Source organism: Corynebacterium ihumii (genome assembly GCF_028609825.1).
Taxonomy (GTDB): domain Bacteria; phylum Actinomycetota; class Actinomycetes; order Mycobacteriales; family Mycobacteriaceae; genus Corynebacterium; species Corynebacterium afermentans.
In genome coordinates this window covers 1,416,213-1,437,167 of sequence record NZ_CP063190.1, presented here as the reverse complement: position 1 = coordinate 1,437,167, position 20,955 = coordinate 1,416,213, and the positions used below count along the sequence as shown (strand labels likewise).

Below are 20,955 nucleotides of genomic sequence, written 5' to 3'. Positions count from 1 at the left end.
CAGGTTCTTGTAATCGACATGAACCGGCCGAGCGCCCCGGATGGGGAAGTGCCGCCAGGGTCCTCTGTCCGAACACGTAAAGGATTGCTTTCATGAGCAACGGCATCATTGATCTTGTCGACGCAGGCCAGCTGCGCGACGACATCCCGGACTTCCGCCCGGGCGACACCCTCGACGTCCACGTCAAGGTTATCGAGGGTTCTGTGACCCGTACGCAGGTCTTCACTGGCTTTGTGGTCCGCCGCCAGGGCGACGGCATCCGCGAGACCTTCACCGTGCGCAAGGTCTCCTTCGGTATCGCGGTTGAGCGTACCTTCCCGGTGCACTCCCCGAACCTGGAGAAGATCGAGGTTGTGCGTAAGGGCGACGTCCGCCGCGCCAAGCTGTACTACATGCGCAACCTGCGCGGCAAGGCTGCCCGCATCAAGGAGCGTCGCTAGTTTCAGCGCGCCACAGTGCCCCGTCCGAGTTCGCTCGGGCGGGGCACTTTGCTTGTCGACGGCGCGGATTGAGCCATGTCTACTGTGGTCAAAGACCTCAAATTCACGAAACACAGCGTTCGGGTGCATGGTACGTCGGATGCACCGCGTGTTGCCGAGGTGGGAAAATTATCGGTTCGCTAGTTGGAAGTCGAGTAAATCGGTTTGCACGGTGTTTCCGCGCACATGGTCCTTCAGGAGCGAGCTTCCATCGGCGACACGACTCTCGTAAAACTTAAGGACAATTGTTGCGGCTTTTTCAATGTGCTCATCTACGATTTTCTCGAGATCCTTGTTAGCAGCTGGATCTTTGAAGAAAACAATCTTAGACAATTCCTTTGAAGATACTTTCCCAGGTTGCTTTCGGAAGATTGACTCCAAATTGGGCGCAAGCATTACTGAGGCCAACATTGCGATGTGAAAGCGCGCGATCGAAACTCGCGAGAATTCGTTGTTTCGATTGCGATTGAAGAAGGCATCGATGCGGTAAGATAAAAATGCGGCAAAGTAATACATACCCTCTGGGTGACCGTCATCCCAGATGTAATCGCCAAACTTTTCTTCAACCTCTTTCTTTGATCTGGTAGCTATTGAAGATTGTCCAAAAGCGGCTGCAGCAACACTACGGGTGAGTTCTGCAGTTTCAGTGACTTTCGCCTGCACGGTGTCCATTTTCGACACACCTGACTGTCTTTTGTAGCGCAGCCCCCCTGGTCCAGATTGGGAGAAGTATTCTTCGACTTCAGAAGATTTAGGCGAGTTGGATCGCTTTTCAAAATCGGTAACCTGGGTCTGGTTGTTGGTAGCCAACGTCACGTCACGTAAAGTCGATCGGTCAGGGGATTGAATCACTTTAAGCGGAACCCATGTGGTCGAAAGCGCGGTAGAACCTTCATCTTCGGGTAATGAAGAGGCCCAATGGAAAACTTCGTGGCTGGTTTGACCACCATTAACTACTTGGTAGTCAATGAGCGTGACGAGGTCACTCACAGTTGACATGCTCCCGGTGATCAGAGTGACCCCGTTGTTGAGATAAGGGAACTGACCTCGCCTATCGCTGTTCAGGGTTTTAGCAATTTCTTGGTTAACTGGATTATCGTGCCCTTGATACAGACGGACGTTCTCATCGAAGATGTTGGATCTGAGTTCCCCATCGATACTTAGAATCTTAAGTAATTCTTGTGCTGTGACTACACCGATGGATGCAGATTCCAAGTCGTTATTCGCGGGGATGGTTTGACGACGGTCCCACTTGAACTGGACTTCTTGCGGGGCGGTTGACATGCGGTACTTCATCCACAGTTCTTTATGTCCATCCGCTTTGAAGTCGATTATTTCGGTACCAAGGCGTTCAGCATCTTCTTCTGGCGGTTTGATGGTCTGGAAGATGCCTAGGTTCTCGAGCCCCTTCAACGCATCGATTACCTGGGGATCCTTAAATGATTGCTGCGTACCGTTATGACTCGATGTTGTCACGTAGTAAAGGGAACATGGGATCTGTGGTGTCTCGAATCGACCAATGTTTTCTATCACAGCATTGATGAGTCGAGCGATCTTCAACAGGTCACCTTTGAATTTTGTTGTTTCGATCTCAGTCGCGGCCTCTGCGATAGTTTTCACTTGATTGATAAATCTTGCGATCATGGACTGGTCATATCCGGTAGCAGTTTTGGCCTGAATGAAAATCACATGGACTCGATTGAAGTGCCCCTCATTGAGCGTTTCTGATAGATCGTCAGGGTCGCCTACAAATTTGCCGTTCACGAACACCCCGGCGGAATCAAGACCGAATTCTTGGCTGTTAATCGTGATTTCTGACAGATGCTTTAGGTCCCCCTGGAGGAACTCGTTCATGTAGACGAATGCGGAGTAATACTCAAACAAGTCTTCGTCTTTGGATGGAAAACCATTTTCCTGGGTAATGCCATTTTCTTTAGCCCAGGAATGCATGCGGTTTCGGGTAAGGATATGCACTTGAGGTCTCCTTTTCTGTTCGATTCTCAGCCTTTACTTATTCTACCCATCGGCTTCAACGGTGATCATCGATTCAATCCCGATTGACCAACTCATGACCGTAGCTTTAGGGCCCAATGGCTAGTCGCGGTGCTAACGTATCCCGAGTGACCAACGTGAACGGACCCGCAGGCGAGCCTTCCGCTTCCCAGCCTGCACAGCCCCACAACCCCTACGCCGCCGAGCCGCGCCGTGACGCAGCCCCGGTTGCGCAGCAGCCGGCCGCGGACGAGCCAGAGGAGAAAAAGGAGCTTCCCTGGTACGTGGAAATTCCGGTCGTGGTGGTGATGACGCTGCTGATCATGTTTGTGATCCAGACGTTTATCGGCCGCCTCTACGTCATCCCGTCCGCCTCCATGGAGCCCACGCTGCACGGCGAATCCGGCTCCGGCGACCGCATCTTCGTGGAGAAGGTCAGCTACTACTTCTCCGACCCGGAGCCGGGCGACGTGATCGTCTTCGCTGGCACCGATTCCTGGAACACGGGCTTCGACTCCAACCGTTCCTCCAACCCGGTTATCCGCGGGATGCAGGAGGTCGGCTCCTGGGTGGGGCTGGTGCCGAAGGACGAGAACACCCTGGTCAAGCGCATCATTGCCACCGGTGGCCAGACGGTGTCCTGCCAGGCGGGGGACCCGGCGATCATGGTGGACGGCCAGCCGGTCGACCAGTCCTACACCCTGCAGCCGAACTTCTACCCGGTGGATGAATCCACGGGTTCCGACGCGTGCGGCGGGCCCTTCTTCGGCCCTGTGACGGTGCCGGAGGGCAACTACTTCATGATGGGCGATAACCGCACCAACTCCCTGGACTCGCGCGCGCACATCGGCGACCAGTTCCAGGGCACCATCCCGGAAGAAAACATTCGCGGCAAGGTCGAGGCTGTGGTGTTCCCGATCAATCGCATGCAGGGCGTGAGCGACCCGGACATCCAGCAGTAGGCTCGTGCGGCGCTTAAAGCAGCTGCGCACCTACGAGGTCGCTTTAGACAAGGCGGGCTTCGGCCCGGTGGCGGGGGTGGACGAAGCCGGCCGCGGGGCGTGTTTCGGTCCCATCACCATCGCGGCGTGCGTGCTGCCGACAGCACCGCAGCCGGCGTTGGAGGAGCTGACGGATTCCAAGAAGCTCACCGCCCGCAAGCGCGACGTGCTCTTCGACGCGGTGAAAAACGCCGCGGTGGCGTACTCGGTGGTGCACATCTCCGCGGCTGAGATTGACCGCCACGGGGTCCAGCGCGCCAACATTGACGGCGCGCGCCGCGCCATCGCGGGGCTTTCGGTTACACCGGGCTACGTGCTTATCGACGCCTTCCGTATCCCCGGACTTCCTTCACCCCAACTGCCGGTGGTGGGAGGCGACTACACGGCCCGCTGCATCGCCGCGGCCAGCGTGCTGGCGAAGGTGAGCCGGGACCGGCTGGTGTGCGAGATGGCCCAAGCGTTTCCCCAGTACGGTTTGGAGGGCCACAAGGGGTATTCGACAAAGGTGCACATGGACGCGGTGCGCCGCCACGGTGCGAGCCCTGAGCACCGTTATAGTTATGCGAACGTCAGGGACGCTGACGACTTCTATTGGCAGTCCAGCAAGAAGGGGCACGCATGAGCGCCGAGGATCTTGACAACTACGAGGCTGACGTCGAGCTTTCCCTCTACCGCGAGTACCGGGACGTGGCCAGCCAGTTCTCCTACGTGGTGGAAACTGAGCGCCGGTTTTACCTGGCCAACGGCGTCAAACTCATCCCGCACACCGACGGTGGCGACGTCTACTACGAGGTGCTGATGTCGGACGCGTGGGTGTGGGACATGTACCGCGCAGTGCGCTTTGTCCGCTACGTGCGTGTAATCACCTACAAGGACGTCAATATCGAAGAGCTGGACAAGCCCGACCTGACCTTCCCGGAATAGTGCTCGCGGCGATCCGTTTGTAAAACTCGGCGGGTCGCGCTTTGCGTCAGGTGGTTGTGAACAGTTTCCGGTTTAGGCGAGGGTAAGCGTGGGTGGCTGAGGGCCGTTTTCGGCAGAATATAAACTTTTACGAGGGACCACCACCCACCGCTATGCAGCTGCATAGTGGGTGCCGACCAACCATTGGTGGCGGCTGGGCTGTCCGCAATGTGGAGTCCGTAAGCGCCGGCCACCTTCCGACTCTCGCAAGATCTGACGATCGCCCGACATCTCCGCAGGTCGCTGACGGTCGATTTCGGCAACGCTTTGTGTCAACTTTTACGACGGCCGACGTCTCGCCGCTATGCAGCTGCATAGTGGGTGACTGGCAATCATCGGTGCCGGCCGAGTTTTACAAAACTGCCCGCGCCATGGAACCGCGGCGGGGCCTTCTGCGTCTGATAGAGGACCAACATTTTTGGCAACTCTATGAAACGGGGAGGCACCGTGCAGGTGAACTATCAGGACCAGTGGGAGCTGGGCAGGGCGGGAGAACACGCCGCGATCAGGTGGTACGAGGACGAGGGCTACACCCTCTTGGGGCACCGGCAACGGATGCGCGCCGGTGAGATTGACGCTGTCGTTGAGGACGAGGACGGCACCGTCGTTTTCGTGGAGGTGAAATCCCGCCGCGGCACCGCCTTTGGTGCAGCGGAGGCGGTGACCACGAAGAAGCTCAACACCATGCGCCGGTGCGCGGCGCAGTGGCTGGACAAGCATGCGCAGGGCCAGTACCGCCCGATCCGCTTCGACGTGGTCGAGGTGGTCTTCGACGGCGAGGACTACATCCTGCGCCGGTTCCCGGGGGTGGAAGATGGCGCTTGCTAGCACGATGAGCGCGACCGTGGAAGGCGTCGCCGCCCGCCTGGTCACGGTGGAGGCCAACGTCGGCGCCGGTTTGCCCGGCATGCACATGGTGGGTCTGGGGGATGCGGCGGTGAAAGAGTCGCGCGAGCGGATCCGCACCGCGATTTCGAATTCGGCGCTGCCGTGGCCGCGCACGAAGATCATGGTGTCGCTTTCGCCCGCGCACCTGCCCAAGGCTGGCTCGCACTTCGATCTGCCCATTGCGCTTGCGGTGCTGGGCAGCCTGGACCCCCGCGTGGAGCGCACGCTCGTATCCACTATGTTCTGCGGGGAGCTGGCGCTGGACGGGACTTTGCGACGGGCCGAAGGCGTGCTGCCGATGCTCATCGCAGCATTCGACGCGGCAGACCCAATCCGAACTGTCGTCGTGCCGAGAGCCAACGCCGCGGAGGCGGCGCTGCTGGGCCGCCGGGAGGTGCTGGTGGCGGATTCGCTTGCGCAGGTGTGGCAGTGGATCACCGGCGAGGCAGAGTTGGAGTGCGCCACAGCGCCGGAAGCGGCCGCGCCGCAGCGTGCGGTGCCGGATTTCCAGGACCTTGCGGGGATGTCCGAGGAGCGCGAGGCGCTCGAGGTGGCTGCGGCCGGCGGGCACCACGTGATGATGATCGGCCCGCCGGGATCGGGCAAGTCCATGCTGGCGGAGCGCCTCCCGTCGATCCTGCCGCCGATGGACGTGCAGGAGATGGTCGAGGTCACTGCCATCCATTCCGCGGCCGGGGTCTCTGGCGGCGGGGTAGTGGCAACGCGCCCGTTTATCGCCCCGCACCCGTCGCTGACCCGGGCGGCGTTAATCGGCGGGGGAGGCGGCACGCCAACCCCCGGTGTGGTCAGCCAGGCGCACCGCGGGGTGCTGTTTCTGGACGAGGCCTCGGAGATCCCGGCAGCGGTGCTCGACGCGCTGCGCATCCCGCTGGAAAAACTCGAAGTGCGGCTGACACGGGCGAGAAAGGAAGTGGTCTACCCGGCGGATTTCCAGCTGGTGCTGGCCGCGAACCCGTGCGCGTGCCAGCGGGTGAAAGGGCAGTGCTCGTGCAAGTCCCCGCAGCGGGCGCGCCACTTAAGCAACGTCTCCGGCCCGTTGAAGGACCGGCTGGACGTGTTCGTGACCACCTCTGGCGACGCGGCGGTGCTCAGCCCGAGCGACGCGGAGCCGTCGATAAGCATCGCGGAGCGTGTGGCAGCCGCTCGCGAACGCGCCGCGGTCCGGTGGGCGAAAGCGGGCTGCAACGAGGACGTCAACGGGCGTGTGCCCGCGACCCTGATTCGCAGGCATTTTCCCGCCAAGGAGGCGGCGATGGCGATGCTGCAGGCAGAGCTGATCCAAGGCAAGATCACGCAGCGCGGGGTGGACAAATGCTTAAAGCTGGCCTGGACGCTGGCGGACTTGGAAGAGATGGATCAGCCGGACATCCACCACGCTTGCCGTGCCGTGGAGATGCGCGAGCATCAGCTGCAGCGCGAGGAGGTGGCGTAGATGTCTTCGTTGGAATCCTGGGCCTACCTCTCACGCGTGGTGGAGGGGCCGTCGCACCATATCCAGGCGCTTTTGCGTGTGGGCAAGAGCGCGGACGAGATCGCCGAGGGCGTGCGCACCCGCGCCACCTGGATCGGCGGGCTGCTTTCGCAGACCGAGAACCGCTTCACGTGGGACCGCCCGGCTGAGGACCTTGAGTTCGCCGCGGACCTTGGCTACACGCTGCTTACCCCGGAGTCGCCGCAGTGGCCGGCGGAGGCGATTCAGTGCTCGTTCGGTCGCCAGCAGACAGGAGCGGCGGGGAAGACCAGCCACCAGCCGGACGGCATTGCGCCGCACGCGCTGTGGGTGGCGGGCAACACCAACCTGGCAGGGCTGTTCGCCCAGTCCGTCGGTGTGGTGGGCACGCGCCACGCCACCAAGTACGGGCACATGGCCAGCAAGGATCTTGTTGCCGGGCTGGGCGGGCACAACTACACGGTTGTCTCCGGCGGCGCGCTGGGCATCGACACGGTCGCGCACACGACCGCCATGGACGTCAACACCCCGACTGTGGTGGTGGCGGCCTGCGGGCCTGGCGAGCACTACCCGCGTTCGAACAAGGCACTTTTCGAGCGGGTGGTGGCCACAGGTGGCGCGTTGATGACGGAATATCCGCCCGCTGTCACGCCGGACAGGCACCGCTTCCTCACCAGAAACCGTCTCGTGGCCGCCCTGACACTGGGCACCGTGCTGGTGGAAGCGCCGTTTCGTTCCGGGGCGCTGAATACCCTGAAGTGGGTCAACGCGTTCAACCGCACGGCCATGGCGGTGCCCGGGCCGGTCACAGACGCCCAATCCCTCGGCGCAAACCTGGCCATCCAGAACAACGAGGCCGAAATGGTGCTCAACGCCGGGCAGATCCACGAGCAGCTCTCCGCGGTCGGCGAATACAGCGCCGAGGAGCAGATGGAGATGCAGTACCCGCCGAGCGTGACCCAGCAGCTCTCCCGCAACGAGCTGCGCATCTACGACGCCCTGCCGCCCGCCGGCCGCACCGGCAGAGAAGCCGAGGCGGTGGCCGCGGACGCGGGGCTGTCCATCGCGCTGACGGTGCACATCCTGATGGACCTGTCCAAGCGCGGGCTGGTGGAGCGCGACAAGCGGGTGTGGTCGCGGGTGGAACAGTCCGACTAAGGGAAGCGAGTACACTGCCGTGACATGAGTGAACAGTTGGGGCAAGTGCAGGCGGCGGTGGAGGACTTCGTCGAATACGCCGAACTTGTCCTCGGCCGCTCCCCGAACACGGTCAAGGGTTACGTCGCGGACCTTAGAGGGCTCGCGGGCTACGTGGATACCTTCGACGCGTTCACCCTCGACGCGCTGAGGCGCTGGCTCGCTGACGCGATGAGTGCTGGCAGAAGCCGGGCCACGCTGGCACGCCGCACCGCCGCCGCCCGCGCCTTTTCCACCTGGGCCTACCGCCGGGGCGACATCAGCACCGACGCCGCGGCGCGGCTCAAGGCACCCAAGGTCAACCGTCCGCTGCCCACAGTGGTCAAGGGGGAGCGTGCAGGCGACCTCGTCGAGGCGGGCACGGCCGACGACGCCCACCCCGCCGAGTACCTGCGCGACCGCGCCATGCTCGAGCTGCTCTACGCCACCGGCATCCGCGTCGGGGAGCTGACGGGGTTAAACCTCGGCGACGTGGACCTTGCCCGCGGTCTCGCTCAAGTCACCGGCAAGGGCAACAAGCAGCGCGTCGTGCCGTTCGGCGACGAAGCCGCGGCCGCCGTGTCCGAGTGGCTCGAGTTCGGCCGCGCAGAACTCGCGGGTGACACGCAGGCGATGTTCGTCGGCTCCCGCGGCGGGCGCATCGACCAGCGCCAGGTGCGCCGCATAGTCGAGCGCGCCGGGCAGCGCGCCGGGGTGGAACACGTCAGCCCGCACACGCTGCGTCACACCACTGCCACCCACATGCTCGAAGGTGGGGCGGATCTGCGCGTGGTGCAGGAGATGCTCGGCCACACCAGCCTGCAAACCACGCAGATCTACACCCACGTCTCCGCGCAGCGGCTCAAGCGCGTCTACGACCAGGCGCACCCGCGCGCGTAGTGGCGCCGTCTAAGGGTTTGAGCCGGATCCGCGGCGCTTCCAACAGCGTGAGCGGGTCGATGTAGGAGTCCTTGCCCACCAGCGCACCCCAGTGCAAACCGTCGTGGGATCCAGAAAACCCCGCCGGGGCGTGCGCGAGGGTGCCAATCGGCTCGCCTTCGCGCACTTTGTCGCCGACGGCAAGCGGGGAGCGCACCGGCTGATACGTGGTGCGGATCCCGCCTGCGTGATCGACGGAGATCACCGGGGTGCCGGCTACCACGCCCACGAAGGCGACAACGCCGTCGCCTGCGGCCAGCACGTCAGCGCCGAGGCGCAGGGGTAAGTCCACGCCGCGGTGGCCGGGTTTCCAATTCTGTTCCGGGATGTCAGCAGGTCGCGACACCGCGGCCGGGTACGGGGTGCCGGCTGCCGGGTCCACCCAGGCGGCGGCCGGGGCGGCGCTGATGGCGGCGGCGAGGATAAGGGCGGTGGCGGACCGGAGGATCGTCGAGAAGCGCATGCGTGAATACGAGCACGCAGGGGGCAAGAAAACTAGCCTGGTTGCGAAAATCTGTGGATAACCCGCCGCCCGCCGCGAGGCTATCCACAAAAGACGCAGTTGAGATTAGGTTTTGTGGGCGCGGGCGGGTAGTGTTGCACGGGCAGCTTTTATGGGCTGACTACGCGCGCCGGATAATGCCTGCTCAGCGACGGTCCCTCTCACAGGGTGCAGGGCGAGCACGGTGCCAGGGTGCGGGATAAAAACCCGCACGTGAGACAAGCAATTAACCGAACTACTTTCTCCGAAGGAGACAAAACCATGGCAGTTGTAACCATGCGTGAACTCCTCGACGCCGGTGTGCACTTCGGCCACCAGACGCGTCGCTGGAACCCGAAGATGCGCCGCTTCATCTTCACCGACCGTAACGGCATCTACATCATCGACCTGCAGCAGACGCTGACCTACATCGATGAGGCATACGAGTTTGTTAAGGAGACCGTCGCACACGGCGGCACCATCCTGTTCGTCGGCACCAAGAAGCAGGCACAGGAGCCGATCCAGGAAGAGGCGCAGCGCGTCGGCATGCCGTACGTGACGCACCGCTGGCTGGGCGGCATGCTCACCAACTTCCAGACCGTGTCCAAGCGCATCGGCCGCATGAAGGAACTGCAGGCCATGGACGCAGCCGAGGACGGCTACGCAGGCCGCGGCAAGAAGGAAGTCCTCATGCTCACCCGCGAACGCATCAAGCTCGAGCGTGTGCTGGGCGGCATCGCCGACATGACCAAGGCGCCGTCCGCGCTGTGGATCGTGGACACCAACAAGGAGCACATCGCCGTCAACGAGGCGCAGAAGCTGCGCATCCCGGTGGTTGCCATCCTGGACACCAACTGCGACCCGGACGTTGTCAACTTCCCGATCCCGGGCAACGACGACGCTATCGGCGCCGTGAAGCTGCTCACCCACATCGTGGGCGAGGCTGTCATCGCCGGTAAGCAGCAGCGCGAGGAGCGCCAGCTCGCTTCCGCACGCGACGCAGCCGGCGACAACGACGCGAAACGTCAAGCTGAGACTGCTGAGGCAGCTGCTCAGGCTGCTTCTTCCGAGGAAGTTTCCGCAGCTGACGCAGCGAAGGCTGCCGTCGCAGCTGAGTCCGCGGCTCCGCAGGAGGTCGCCGAGGTTGAGCAGCCGCACGCTGTTCGCGCGGCTGAGCAGGCTGAGCAGGCTGAGGCCAAGACGAACGAGTCCGGCGACGAGTCTGCAACCCAGGCGTAAGCTTTTCGGCTCACGCCACCTGCACGCGCACCCCGCGTTCCGCTCACGCCCGCCGGCATCACGCCCGGGGACAGTGCGGGCGCGGGGTGTTTTGCGTGCGCCCCCGCTCCAAGCCGTGCCACAGCGAGTACTGTCGGCTACGCTTGAAACGGTTTGAACACTTTTAGCAACACATTCACGAGGAGGATCGCCCACTATGGCGAACTACACTGCTGCTGACGTCAAGAAGCTCCGCGAGACCACCGGTTCCGGCATGCTCGACTGCAAGAAGGCACTCGAGGAGACCGGCGGCGACTTCGATAAGGCCGTCGAAAACCTCCGTATCAAGGGCGCCAAGGATGTGGGCAAGCGCGCAGAGCGCAACGCCCTCGAGGGCCTGGTCGCCATCTCCGGCAACACCATCGTCGAGATCAACTCCGAGACCGACTTCGTGGCCAAGAACCAGGAGTTCAAGGACATCGCCGCACAGATCGCTGACGCCGCAGCAGCAGCGAAGGCGAACTCCCAGGAGGAGCTGGCAAACGCAGACGTGAACGGCGAGACCGCGCACGACGTCCTGGAGCGCCTCTCCGCCAAGATCGGCGAGAAGCTCGAGCTGCGCCGCGCCGCCACCATCGAGGGCGAGCAGACGGCTAAGTACCTGCACCAGAAGGCTGCAGACCTGCCGCCGGCAGTTGGCGTCCTCGTGTCCTACACCGGCGACAACGCTGAGGCCGCACACCAGGTCGCTCTGCAGATCGCAGCGATGAAGGCCCGCTACCTCAACCAGGAGTCCGTCCCGGCCGATGTCGTTGAGAAGGAGCGCGCGGTTCAGGAGGAGATCACCCGCAACGAGGGCAAGCCGGAAGCTGCCATCGCCAAGATCGTCGAGGGTCGCATGGGCGGCTTCTTCAAGGACGTTGTCCTGCTGGATCAGCCGTCCCTGGCTGACTCCAAGAAGACCGTCAAGCAGTTCGCCGAGGAGAGCGGCATCGAGGTTCTGGACTTCGCCCGCTTCGAGGTCGGCCAGGCTTAAGTTCGAGGCTTAAGCTTCGCTTCACGGCCAAGCCCCGCAGACGCTTCCGCCCAGTTGGGCCGGTGGCGTCTGCGGGGCTTCGTCGTCACGCACACAGCCCGGAGCGCACGTTTCGGTGCCCGCGCGAAAGCGCGTCTAGAATCGTTCGCGAACATCTGAACAACCCGCCGCGCAGAAGGAGCGAATTTCGGTGACTGACCTCAATCCCAGCCGCACAGGTTTCAAGCGAGTGATGCTGAAGTTGGGCGGTGAAATGTTCGGCGGAGGCAAAGTCGGCATCGACCCGGACGTGGTCGAGTCTGTCGCGCGCCAGATCGCTGACGTGGCACGCGCAGGCACCGAGGTCGCCGTGGTCATCGGCGGCGGCAACTTCTTCCGCGGCGCCGAGCTGCAGCAGCGCGGCATGGACCGCGCGCGCTCCGACTACATGGGCATGCTGGGCACGGTGATGAATTGCCTGGCGCTGCAGGACTTCCTGCAGCAGATGGGCGTGGACTGCCGCGTGCAAACGTCCATCAACATGGCGCAGATCGCCGAGCCGTACCTGCCGCTGCGCGCTGCCCGCCACCTGGAGAAGGGCCGCGTGGTCATCTTCGGCGCCGGCATGGGTATGCCGTACTTCTCCACCGACACCACCGCCGCCCAGCGCGCGCTGGAGATCGGCTGCGAGGTGCTGCTGATGGCCAAGGGCGTTGACGGCGTGTACGACTCCGATCCGCGCGAGAACCCGGACGCGAAGCTGTACTCCGAAATCTCCCCGCGCGAGGTCATCGAAAGCGGCCTGAAGGTCGCTGACGCCACCGCGTTCAGCCTCTGCATGGACAACAACATGCCCATCTTGGTGTTCAACCTGCTGCAGGAGGGCAACATCGCCCGCGCCGTCTCCGGCGAGCAGGTGGGCACGCTGGTGGCCTAAGCGCGCAACAGCTCGGCCTGTGCTGCAAGGCCGAGCAACTCCGGGCCGCTGAGCTTCAGGCTGCCCAAATGCACCCCCGCGAGCGCGATCGCGGGGGTGCGCAGCATGTTAAATACCGAACACCACGGCGACCATTCGGTTTGCGCGTGGAAGCTCTCCTCCGGGCTGAGCGAGGGGAAGTAGCCGAGCGGGGGCGGATCGAAAGCGATCGTGGGGGAGAGCACCGCATCCACGCCCCACTGCGCCGCGAGCAACGCGGGCAACCCGCGCGCGTGCGCTTTCGCTGCGGCGACGTGTTGTGGGCGTAGGCGGTGCGCCTGATCTTTCAGCCATGCGATGTAGCCGCTGTCCAGCGGATCCACATCCTTGAACGCGCGCTTGATGGTGGTGCTGAAGTGCGCGTACGTCTCGCGCGATTCGGCGTAGGGGGAAATCTCCACCACATCGTGGGCGCGTCCGAGGGCTGCAGCAAGCTTCTCGACGTCAGCTCCGCGCCCCTCCGCCACCTCAGGGTCCGCGAACACGCCCCGGGTGAGCACGCCGATGCGCAGCCGTCGCCGGGCTGGCGGCGCCCATCCCGTCACCGTGAACAGGTCGCCGACGTTGCGGGTGAACAACCCGTGGGCGGACAGGTCGTGGCTGGCGAGCTTTAACCCCACCACCCCGCAGGCCGCGGCCGGCACACGGATCGAGCCGCCGGCGTCGGTCCCGTGGGCCGCACGCACCGTCTCGTCCGCGACCACGACCGCAGCGCCCGCGGACGAACCGCCGGGCGTGCAGCCAGGGAAGGCGGGGGATTCCAGCACGGGCACACCGGGGCGTTCCGCGTAGCAGGTGGCGCCGAGCTCGGAGGTGAGGGTTTTGGCGCTGACGCGCGCTCCGGCGTCGATAAGCATCTGCGCGAACGGGTCTGTCGCTTGCGCGGTGTAGGCGCGTGCGGGGTTGCCGTGCGTGGTGGGCATGGCGGCGACATCGGTGCCGTCTTTGATCGGAATGCTCCAGCCGGAAAGCCGCCCGCCGAGCGGGCCGGCGAGCGCGGCGCCGGGCGGCGCAACGAACGTGAAGGCTGGGTGCGGCATGGCGACAGTCTAGGCACGCGGCTGGCGCTGGTAAGTTAAGGGGGACGCAAACCCGAGAAACGATAGGGGTAGAAACCATGATTGATGACGTTTTGCTGGACGCCGAAGAGCGCATGACCGCCTCCGTTGAACACACCCGAAACGAGCTGGCCACCATCCGCACCGGCCGCGCGAACCCGGCCATGTTCAACGGCGTGATGGCCGACTTCTACGGTGCGCCCACCCCGATCAACCAGATGGCCACCATCTCTGTGCCGGAGCCGCGCATGCTTTTGATCAAGCCGTACGACATGTCCACCATGGGCGAGATCGAAACCGCCATCCGCAACTCCGACCTCGGCGTGAACCCGACGGACGACGGCCAGGTCATCCGCGTGTCCGTCCCGCAGCTCACAGAGGAGCGCCGCAAGGAGCTGGTCAAGCAGGCCAAGCAGAAGGGCGAGGACGGCAAGATCGCCATCCGCAACGTGCGCCGCCAGGGCATGGAAGCGCTGAAGAAGATCCAGAAGGACGGCGACGCGGGCGAGGACGAGGTCATCACCGCTGAGAAGTCGCTGGACAAAACCACTCAGGACTACGTCGGTCAGATCGACGAAATCGTGCAGCGCAAGGAAAACGAGCTGCTGGAGGTCTAAGCCGACGTGTCGAAGGCGCAGACGGAAACCACCGAGATGGGTGCGGCCGTGAGCGATGCCCCGGAGGCACCCGAGGCCACCCCGAGCCGCTGGCCCAGCCGCGCCCCGAAGCGGAAGAACAAGGCGGGGCGCGACCTGCCCGCGGCGATCGCCACGGGCGTCGTGCTCGGCGCGTTGGTGATCGCGGCGGTGTGGATCGGGCCCGTCGCCTGGTACCCGCTGGTTGCCGCCGCCGTGGCGCTGGCCATGTGGGAGGTGATGACGCGTCTGAGAGAGGCCGGCTATGTCCAGCCGCGCACGCTGATGATCATCCTCGGCCAGGCCATGCTCTGGCTGTCCGCGCCTTACGGCACCACAGGTCTGGTCTCCGGATTCGCCTTCACCGTGCTGGTGGTGATGTTCTGGGGCATGTTCCACCAGGGCAGGCACCACCAGCCCGAGAACTACCTGCGCGACACCGCAGTGGCGATCTTCGTGCTCGCGTGGATCCCGCTGTTCGGCACATTCGCCGCCATGATCTCCCGGATTACCGAGGCCGGGGTGGACGGCTCCGCCTACATCGTGGCGTTCATGCTGTGCGTGGTGGCCAACGACGTCGGCGGCTACGCCACAGGAGTGATGTTCGGCTCCCACCCGATGGCCCCGGCCGTGAGCCCCAACAAGTCCTGGGAGGGCTTCGCCGGATCCATGACCGCCGGCATCATCACCGGTGTGCTGGTGGTGCACTTTCTCATCCACGGCCCGTGGTGGATGGGCATCGTGCTCGGCATCGCCCTGGTCATCTGCGGGACCATGGGCGATTTGGTGGAAAGCCAGTTCAAGCGCGAGCTGGGCATCAAGGACATGTCCAACCTGCTGCCGGGCCACGGCGGCATCATGGACCGGCTCGACGGCATGCTGCCCGCCGCGGCGGCGACCTACATCCTGCTGACCACCATCACGTTGATGAACCAGTAGGTTTCCGCCCGCGCCAGATTCGAAATTCGCCGCGCGACGTGCCAAGATGGGGCGCACTATGAGCGATTTCCCCCAGATCCAGCTGCTCGCGCCGAAGCGCGGCATGCCGCCGAAGCACTTCGCGGACTTGAGCAAAGACGAGCGCATCGACGCGCTCAAGGAACTCGGCCTGCCCAAGTTCCGCGCCGACCAGATCGCGCGCCACTACTACGGCAAGTTCGAGGCCGACCCGCTAACCATGACGGACCTGCCGGAGGCACAGCGCCAGACCGTCAAGGACGCGCTGTTTCCTACGCTGCTCTCTCCGGTGCGCACGGTGGAGACTGATGAAGGCGACACGACGAAGACGCTGTGGCGGCTTCACGACGGCACCCTGCTGGAGTCCGTCCTCATGCGTTACCCGGGCCGCGCAACCCTTTGCATCTCCTCGCAGGCCGGCTGCGGCATGGCCTGCCCCTTCTGCGCCACCGGCCAGGGCGGGCTGGACCGCAACCTGTCCGTGGCGGAGATCGTGGACCAGGTGCGCGCCGCCGCCGCGATGATGGCCGCGGAGGGCTCGCGCTTGTCCAACATCGTGTTCATGGGCATGGGGGAGCCGCTGGCCAACTACAAGCGCGTTGTGGAGGCGGTGCGCCAGATCACCCAGCCGTCCCCGGATGGCTTCGGCATTTCCCAGCGCAACGTCACCGTCTCCACGGTGGGGCTGGCCCCGCAGATCCGCATGCTCGCGGACGAGGGGCTGTCCTGCACCCTGGCGGTGAGCCTGCATACGCCTGACGACGAGCTCCGCGACGAACTCGTCCCCGTCAACAACCGCTTCGCATTGTCCGAAGTGCTGGACGCCGCCCGCTACTACGCGGACGAGACCGGCCGCCGCGTGTCCATCGAGTACGCGCTCATCCGCGACATGAACGACCACGACTGGCGGGCGGACCTGCTGGGCAAGAAGCTGCACTCGGCGCTCGGTTCGCGCGTGCACGTCAACGTGATCCCGCTCAACCCGACCCCGGGCTCGAAGTGGGACGCCTCGCCGAAGGCCCGCCAGGACGAGTTCGTCCGCCGGGTAGCGGCCCAGGGCGTGCCGTGCACCGTTCGCGACACCAAGGGCCAGGAAATCGCCGCCGCCTGCGGCCAGCTCGCCGCCGACGAGGACGCCAGCTAGCCGCTTAGCTTCTGCCGAGCTCACTTTTCGCGTTTACCTGCGGCGCTACAGCCCACGCCGCAACCCTTCCGAGCACGCCTCCGCGTACAGACCCCCAGTACAGGACCCCTAGTATGCCCAAAATAGGGCCATACTAGGGGTCTCTTGCTCTGGGTTTGCGGATTCGAGCCAAGGCGGAATGGGGAGGTGGCGAGTGGGGTGCAGGGCGGGCACTCACGGCACAAAAAACCGCCAGCGGTGGGGCTGGCGGTGACGGTGGCGTCGAGAAGCTTAGATGCGCTCGTGCTTGCCGCGGGACTCGACGGTGATGACCTCGACGTCCTCGCGCTGGTGCGGCGCGTCGACCGGGCGGGCGGCGGTGCGCTCGACCACACGCTCCTGGCCGTGTGCCGGGCGCAGGTGGGCAACGCGGCCCGGCTCGATGTTCAGGGCGCGCAGCTGCGAGTCGGACAGGTTCTCGTATACGTCACCGGAGAGGGTGGCCTGGTCGTAGATCCAGTCCGGCTCCTGGTGGCCCACCGGCTTGTTGTGGGAGGTAACGGTGCGCACCTGGCTCAGCTTCGGCTTGGTAGCGTGCAGGATCAGGCCGAGCGCCAGCAGCACCGCCAGGGAGATGAGCCAGATGGTCTCAACATGGCCCTGGTGGTTGCCAAAGTTGTAGGCGATGAGGAACAAAACGGAGATCCAACCGGCGAGCTGGATGGTGCGGTCCGTGAACGCGCTCCAGCCGAAACGGGCAGACGGAACGTCCGCCTCAGAAACACCGTTGTACACCTGGGGTGCGTTGTCCTTCGCGTGGGCCACTGGAATGCTCCTTCAAAGCCTGGTTAGCGGTTGCCAAGATTGGTAAAACTTTCAGCGCCTATCATCGCACACTGGGTTGACCAAAGGGGACTTCTCACCCCCAATGTGTTCAAACTTTCGCACCACAGTCCACGGGATTATGCCCGCACGGTGCCACAATGTGCTGATTCATGTCACAATAGACGTGTGAAGAATGTAATCATCTTGGGCTCGACTGGTTCTATCGGTTCTCAGGCGATCGATGTCATTCGCGAACATAGAGATCAATTCAACGTGGTCGGCATCGCCACCGGTGGAACCAACCCGGACCGGGCTATTGAGCAAGCCCGCGAGTTCGGCCTCAGCGCTGACCAGGTTGCCGTGCGTGATCTAGAAGGAGCCAAGAAGGTTTCAAAGGCGCTCGGCGGCTTCGTTATTACCGGCGATGCCTGCGCTGCGGCTCTGGTGGAGTCGCAGGAGGCGGACCTGGTGCTCAACGCGCTCGTCGGTTCTGCAGGTCTGCCGGCGACCCTCGCTGCGCTGAAGTCCGGCGCGACGCTAGCGCTGGCCAACAAGGAGTCGCTCGTCGCTGGCGGCCGCTTCGTGCTGGAGGCGGCAAAACCCGGACAGATTATCCCGGTGGATTCGGAGCACTCCGCGATGGCCCAGGCGCTGCGCTCCGGCGACCGCGGGGAGGTGGCCCGCTTCGTGCTCACCGCCTCCGGTGGCCCATTCCGCGGCAATTCCCGCGAGGAGCTGATGGACGTCACCTACGAGCAGGCCGTCGCCCACCCGACGTGGTCTATGGGCTCGATGAATTCGCTGAACTCCGCGACGATGGTGAACAAGGGCCTGGAGCTGATTGAGGCATCGCTGCTGTTCGACGTCGAGCCGGACAACATCGACGTCACGGTCCACCCGCAGTCCATCGTCCACTCCATGGTGACCTTTGCTGACGGCGCCACGATCGCCCAGGCGTCCCCGCCGTCGATGATGCTGCCAATCTCCCACGCGTTGAACTGGCCGAACCGCATCCCGGACGCGCAGCCTGCCCTGGACTTCTCGCAATCCTTCGAGTGGACCTTCGAGCCGTTGGATGAGGAAGCGTTCCCGGCGGTGAAGCTGGCACGCCAAGCGGCTGAGAAGGGCGAGCCGTACCCGGCGATCTACAACGCAGCCAACGAGGTTGCCGTCGACGCGTTCGTGGCAGGCCGCATCAAGTTCCCGCACATTGTGGACACCATCGCCGAGGTCCTCGAAAGCGCGGATGATTTCGCGGAGGCACCGGCGGACGTCAACGCGGTCCTGCGCACCGAAAGCCGCGCCCGCGAGCGTGCGGAGGCCGTTGTCGAGCGCTTCGCGCACAAGTAGCGCACTAGGGGTTCTGTGGGTGCGCTAGGCATTTTGGCGTTCGCGCTGGCGATCGCTGCGTCCATTGCGCTGCATGAGGCCGGGCACATGTTCACCGCCCGCGCGTTCGGCATGCGCGTGCGTCGCTACTTCATTGGATTTGGCCCGACGGTGTGGTCGACCACGAAGGGCCACACTGAGTACGGCCTTGCCGCGCTGCCGTTCGGCGGGTTCTGCGACATCGCGGGCATGACCGCGATGGATCCCCTCACGCCAGAGGAGGAGCCGCACGCGATGGTGAACAAGCCGGCGTGGCAGCGCATCGCGGTGCTTGCCGGCGGCATTGTGATGAACCTGCTCATCGGCGTTGTCATCACCTACTTTGTGGCGGTGCTTTCCGGCATCCCGAATCCGGACGCGGACTTCACCCCGCGAGTGGGCAAGACGGTGTGCGTTGCCGACCAGGTGGACGCTGACACGCTGGGGGAGTGCTCCGGTGCGGGCCCGGCGGGCGAGGCCGGTGTCCAGGTCGGCGACACGCTGGTGGCGCTTGACGGGCAGGAGATTGAGCAATTCGGGCAGTTGCGGGATGCCGTCGCTAAGCAGCCTGGCGAAACCGTGCGCCTCGAGGTGCTGCGCGGCGGAGAAACCGTCACCCTCGACGTGCCTGTCGCCGAGGTTGAGCGCATCGACCCGGCCACTGGGGAGCGCGTCACCCAGGGGGCGGTGGGCATCGTCTCAGCGCCCCCCACGGACGCGGTGAAGCAGTACGGCCCGGCAGAAGCGGTGCCTGCGACCTTCCGGTTCACCGGCCAAATGCTGCGCGCGACGGTGGACGGCATCGCGTCGTTCCCGGCGAAGATCCCGGGTGTTGTGGCCTCCATCTTCGGCGCGGAGCGCGACATCGAGGGCCCGGTCAGTGTCATCGGTGCCTCGCGCACCGGCGGTGAGCTGGTGGAGCAGGATATGTGGTCCGCGTTCTGGATGATGCTGGCCAGCCTGAACTTCTTCCTCGCGCTGTTCAATCTCGTGCCGTTGCCGCCGCTGGACGGCGGGCACATTGCGGTGGTGCTGTACGAAAAGATTCGCGATGCTTTACGACGCCTCCGGGGCCTCGGCCCAGGCGCTCCCGCGAATTATGAAAAGCTCATGCCCTTGACGTACGTCATGGCTGCGCTGCTGCTCGGCGTCGGTGTGTTGGTCATGGCCGCGGACGTGGTCAACCCCGTCCGAATTTTTGGCTGACGGTGCTAGAGTTAGCCACCATGAACACCCCCATCGGATTAGGCATGCCCGAAGGCCCGGCACCGACTTTGGCTCCGCGCCGCACAACCCGTCAGCTGATGGTGGGCGATGTCGGCGTCGGTTCGGATCACCCGATTTCTGTGCAGTCCATGACCACGACGAAGACGCACGACATCAACGCCACGCTTCAGCAGATCGCGCAGCTGACCACCGCGGGCTGCGACATCGTGCGAGTGGCTTGCCCGAAGACCGTGGACGCGGAAGCCCTGCCGGCCATTGCTGCGAAGTCGCCGATCCCGGTGATCGCGGACATCCACTTCCAGCCGAAGTACATCTTCGCGGCCATCGACGCCGGCTGCGCGGCAGTGCGCGTGAACCCGGGCAACATCAAGGAGTTCGACGGCCGCGTTAAGGAGGTGGCCAAGGCTGCGGGTGACGCGGGTATCCCGATCCGAATCGGCGTCAACGGCGGCTCCCTGGACAAGCGCCTGCTGGAGAAGTACGGCAAGGCCACCCCAGAAGCGCTGGTGGAGTCCGCAATCTACGAGGCCGGTCTGTTCGAGGAGTACGGCTACGGCGACATTGCCATTTCCGTCAAGCACTCCGACCCGGTGCTCATGGTGGAGGCGTACCGCCAGCTGGCGGAGAAGACCGATTACCCGCTGCACCTCGGCGTGACCGAGGCAGGCCCGAAATTCATGGGCACGATCAAGTCCTCCGTGGCCTTCGGCGCGCTGCTCTCGCAGGGCATCGGCGACACCATCCGCGTGTCCCTGTCCGCTGATCCGGTGGAGGAGATCAAGGTCGGCGATCAGATCCTGCAGGCGATGAACCTGCGCCCGCGCAAGCTGGAGATCGTCTCTTGCCCGTCCTGTGGCCGCGCCCAGGTGGATGTGTACAAACTCGCCGAGGAGGTCACCGCTGGCCTGGACGGCATGGAGTTCCCGCTGCGCGTTGCCGTGATGGGCTGCGTTGTCAACGGCCCGGGCGAGGCGCGCGACGCCGACCTCGGTGTGGCGTCGGGCAACGGCAAGGGCCAGATCTTTGTCAAGGGCGAGGTCGTGGAGACCGTGCCGGAGTCCAAGATCGTGGAAACGCTCATTGATTACGCGCAGCGCATCGCCGAAGAGGAGGGCCTCGAGGAGGTCGAGGGCGCTAAGGCCGAGGTCAAGGTCACCCGCTAA

The 20,955-nt window shown here is 64.2% G+C and carries 21 protein-coding genes; 17 read left to right on the top strand and 4 right to left on the bottom strand.

Going from position 1 to position 20,955, the window contains the following annotated elements:
* Positions 1-92 precede the first annotated feature (92 nt).
* Positions 93-440: a 50S ribosomal protein L19 gene (gene rplS, locus CIHUM_RS07095; protein WP_034998646.1), complete on the top strand. Its 348-nt coding sequence runs from the start codon at positions 93-95 to the stop codon at positions 438-440.
* 168 nt (positions 441-608) lie between these two features.
* On the opposite strand, the gene CIHUM_RS07090 is transcribed toward rplS, so the two are convergent.
* Positions 609-2,453, bottom strand: a complete 1,845-nt coding sequence (locus tag CIHUM_RS07090; RefSeq protein WP_148363842.1) for an AIPR family protein — start codon at positions 2,451-2,453, stop codon at positions 609-611.
* Between the two features lie 146 nt (positions 2,454-2,599).
* Between CIHUM_RS07090 and lepB the strand changes: the two genes are divergently transcribed.
* The 7 genes from lepB to CIHUM_RS07055 all read left to right on the top strand — a co-directional run bounded on the left by lepB (position 2,600) and on the right by CIHUM_RS07055 (position 8,870).
* Positions 2,600-3,433 (top strand): signal peptidase I, encoded by an 834-nt coding sequence (lepB, locus tag CIHUM_RS07085; protein ID WP_243427140.1) that lies wholly within the window; start codon positions 2,600-2,602, stop codon positions 3,431-3,433.
* A gap of 4 nt (positions 3,434-3,437) precedes the next feature.
* A complete protein-coding gene (locus CIHUM_RS07080) occupies positions 3,438-4,094 on the top strand; it encodes a ribonuclease HII (protein WP_034998650.1) in 657 nt (218 codons plus the stop codon).
* Positions 4,091-4,396: a DUF2469 domain-containing protein gene (locus CIHUM_RS07075; RefSeq protein ID WP_034998651.1), complete on the top strand. Its 306-nt coding sequence runs from the start codon at positions 4,091-4,093 to the stop codon at positions 4,394-4,396. Before CIHUM_RS07080 ends, CIHUM_RS07075 begins: the two co-directional genes overlap by 4 nt.
* A gap of 486 nt (positions 4,397-4,882) precedes the next feature.
* Positions 4,883-5,263, top strand: coding sequence for a YraN family protein (locus CIHUM_RS07070; protein WP_238635235.1), 381 nt, complete (start codon positions 4,883-4,885; stop codon positions 5,261-5,263).
* Positions 5,250-6,776 (top strand): YifB family Mg chelatase-like AAA ATPase, encoded by a 1,527-nt coding sequence (locus tag CIHUM_RS07065; RefSeq protein WP_034998653.1) that lies wholly within the window; start codon positions 5,250-5,252, stop codon positions 6,774-6,776. Before CIHUM_RS07070 ends, CIHUM_RS07065 begins: the two co-directional genes overlap by 14 nt.
* Entirely contained in the window at positions 6,777-7,952 is a 1,176-nt protein-coding gene (locus CIHUM_RS07060; RefSeq protein WP_034998655.1) for a DNA-processing protein DprA, read from the top strand.
* 24 nt (positions 7,953-7,976) lie between these two features.
* The gene (locus CIHUM_RS07055; protein WP_034998657.1) at positions 7,977-8,870 is read left to right on the top strand and encodes a tyrosine recombinase XerC; all 894 of its coding nucleotides are present in this window, start codon (positions 7,977-7,979) and stop codon (positions 8,868-8,870) included.
* Here CIHUM_RS07055 and CIHUM_RS07050 read toward each other — a convergent pair.
* Positions 8,833-9,372 carry a M23 family metallopeptidase gene (locus CIHUM_RS07050; protein WP_051106359.1) on the bottom strand — a complete coding sequence of 180 codons (540 nt, stop codon included), beginning with the start codon at positions 9,370-9,372 and terminating at the stop codon, positions 8,833-8,835. The genes CIHUM_RS07055 and CIHUM_RS07050 overlap by 38 nt on opposite strands.
* 300 nt (positions 9,373-9,672) lie before the next feature.
* Between CIHUM_RS07050 and rpsB the strand changes: the two genes are divergently transcribed.
* From rpsB to pyrH, 3 genes are all read left to right on the top strand, one after another.
* Entirely contained in the window at positions 9,673-10,629 is a 957-nt protein-coding gene (gene rpsB / locus CIHUM_RS07045; RefSeq protein ID WP_034998658.1) for a 30S ribosomal protein S2, read from the top strand.
* A gap of 196 nt (positions 10,630-10,825) precedes the next feature.
* Complete coding sequence (gene tsf, locus CIHUM_RS07040) at positions 10,826-11,644, top strand: translation elongation factor Ts (RefSeq protein WP_034998660.1); 819 nt, start codon at positions 10,826-10,828, stop codon at positions 11,642-11,644.
* A gap of 232 nt (positions 11,645-11,876) precedes the next feature.
* Positions 11,877-12,560: a UMP kinase gene (gene pyrH, locus CIHUM_RS07035; protein WP_051106416.1), complete on the top strand. Its 684-nt coding sequence runs from the start codon at positions 11,877-11,879 to the stop codon at positions 12,558-12,560.
* Here pyrH and CIHUM_RS07030 read toward each other — a convergent pair.
* Positions 12,557-13,639 (bottom strand): amidase family protein, encoded by a 1,083-nt coding sequence (locus CIHUM_RS07030; protein ID WP_034998664.1) that lies wholly within the window; start codon positions 13,637-13,639, stop codon positions 12,557-12,559. The two genes, pyrH and CIHUM_RS07030, sit on opposite strands and share 4 nt — an antisense overlap.
* 77 nt (positions 13,640-13,716) lie before the next feature.
* Between CIHUM_RS07030 and frr the strand changes: the two genes are divergently transcribed.
* Genes frr through rlmN form a run of 3 tightly spaced genes read left to right on the top strand, consistent with a single transcriptional unit; the run spans position 13,717 to position 16,393 of the window.
* Positions 13,717-14,274 (top strand): ribosome recycling factor, encoded by a 558-nt coding sequence (gene frr / locus CIHUM_RS07025; RefSeq protein ID WP_034998666.1) that lies wholly within the window; start codon positions 13,717-13,719, stop codon positions 14,272-14,274.
* Positions 14,275-14,280: 6 nt separating this feature from the next.
* Positions 14,281-15,231, top strand: a complete 951-nt coding sequence (locus tag CIHUM_RS07020) for a phosphatidate cytidylyltransferase (RefSeq protein ID WP_243427141.1) — start codon at positions 14,281-14,283, stop codon at positions 15,229-15,231.
* 58 nt (positions 15,232-15,289) lie between these two features.
* Positions 15,290-16,393, top strand: coding sequence for a dual-specificity RNA methyltransferase RlmN (gene rlmN, locus CIHUM_RS07015; RefSeq protein WP_034998668.1), 1,104 nt, complete (start codon positions 15,290-15,292; stop codon positions 16,391-16,393).
* 270 nt (positions 16,394-16,663) lie between these two features.
* Here rlmN and CIHUM_RS07010 read toward each other — a convergent pair whose 3' ends face one another.
* Positions 16,664-17,197: a DUF2631 domain-containing protein gene (locus CIHUM_RS07010; RefSeq protein ID WP_081634412.1), complete on the bottom strand. Its 534-nt coding sequence runs from the start codon at positions 17,195-17,197 to the stop codon at positions 16,664-16,666.
* Between the two features lie 186 nt (positions 17,198-17,383).
* Here CIHUM_RS07010 and dxr point away from each other — a divergent pair, with 186 nt between their 5' ends.
* The 3 genes from dxr to ispG are packed head-to-tail and all read left to right on the top strand — an operon-like array spanning position 17,384 to position 20,955.
* The gene (dxr, locus tag CIHUM_RS07005) at positions 17,384-18,547 is read left to right on the top strand and encodes a 1-deoxy-D-xylulose-5-phosphate reductoisomerase (RefSeq protein ID WP_034998670.1); all 1,164 of its coding nucleotides are present in this window, start codon (positions 17,384-17,386) and stop codon (positions 18,545-18,547) included.
* Between the two features lie 15 nt (positions 18,548-18,562).
* A complete protein-coding gene (locus CIHUM_RS07000; RefSeq protein WP_034998672.1) occupies positions 18,563-19,771 on the top strand; it encodes a M50 family metallopeptidase in 1,209 nt (402 codons plus the stop codon).
* 20 nt (positions 19,772-19,791) lie between these two features.
* Complete coding sequence (gene ispG, locus CIHUM_RS06995; protein ID WP_034998673.1) at positions 19,792-20,955, top strand: flavodoxin-dependent (E)-4-hydroxy-3-methylbut-2-enyl-diphosphate synthase; 1,164 nt, start codon at positions 19,792-19,794, stop codon at positions 20,953-20,955.

What these genes read in the sequence shown, in the direction of transcription:
- CIHUM_RS07075 (WP_034998651.1), top strand. Translation starts at nt 4,091, where the DNA reads ATGAGCGCCGAGGATCTTGACAACTACGAGGCTGACGTCGAGCTTTCC.
- CIHUM_RS07050 (WP_051106359.1), bottom strand. Translation starts at nt 9,372, where the DNA reads ATGCGCTTCTCGACGATCCTCCGGTCCGCCACCGCCCTTATCCTCGCC.
- CIHUM_RS07030 (WP_034998664.1), bottom strand. Translation starts at nt 13,639, where the DNA reads ATGCCGCACCCAGCCTTCACGTTCGTTGCGCCGCCCGGCGCCGCGCTC.
- tsf (WP_034998660.1), top strand. Translation starts at nt 10,826, where the DNA reads ATGGCGAACTACACTGCTGCTGACGTCAAGAAGCTCCGCGAGACCACC.
- rlmN (WP_034998668.1), top strand. Translation starts at nt 15,290, where the DNA reads ATGAGCGATTTCCCCCAGATCCAGCTGCTCGCGCCGAAGCGCGGCATG.
- ispG (WP_034998673.1), top strand. Translation starts at nt 19,792, where the DNA reads ATGAACACCCCCATCGGATTAGGCATGCCCGAAGGCCCGGCACCGACT.
- CIHUM_RS07055 (WP_034998657.1), top strand. Translation starts at nt 7,977, where the DNA reads ATGAGTGAACAGTTGGGGCAAGTGCAGGCGGCGGTGGAGGACTTCGTC.
- frr (WP_034998666.1), top strand. Translation starts at nt 13,717, where the DNA reads ATGATTGATGACGTTTTGCTGGACGCCGAAGAGCGCATGACCGCCTCC.
- rplS (WP_034998646.1), top strand. Translation starts at nt 93, where the DNA reads ATGAGCAACGGCATCATTGATCTTGTCGACGCAGGCCAGCTGCGCGAC.
- CIHUM_RS07060 (WP_034998655.1), top strand. Translation starts at nt 6,777, where the DNA reads ATGTCTTCGTTGGAATCCTGGGCCTACCTCTCACGCGTGGTGGAGGGG.
- CIHUM_RS07065 (WP_034998653.1), top strand. Translation starts at nt 5,250, where the DNA reads ATGGCGCTTGCTAGCACGATGAGCGCGACCGTGGAAGGCGTCGCCGCC.
- pyrH (WP_051106416.1), top strand. Translation starts at nt 11,877, where the DNA reads ATGCTGAAGTTGGGCGGTGAAATGTTCGGCGGAGGCAAAGTCGGCATC.
- rpsB (WP_034998658.1), top strand. Translation starts at nt 9,673, where the DNA reads ATGGCAGTTGTAACCATGCGTGAACTCCTCGACGCCGGTGTGCACTTC.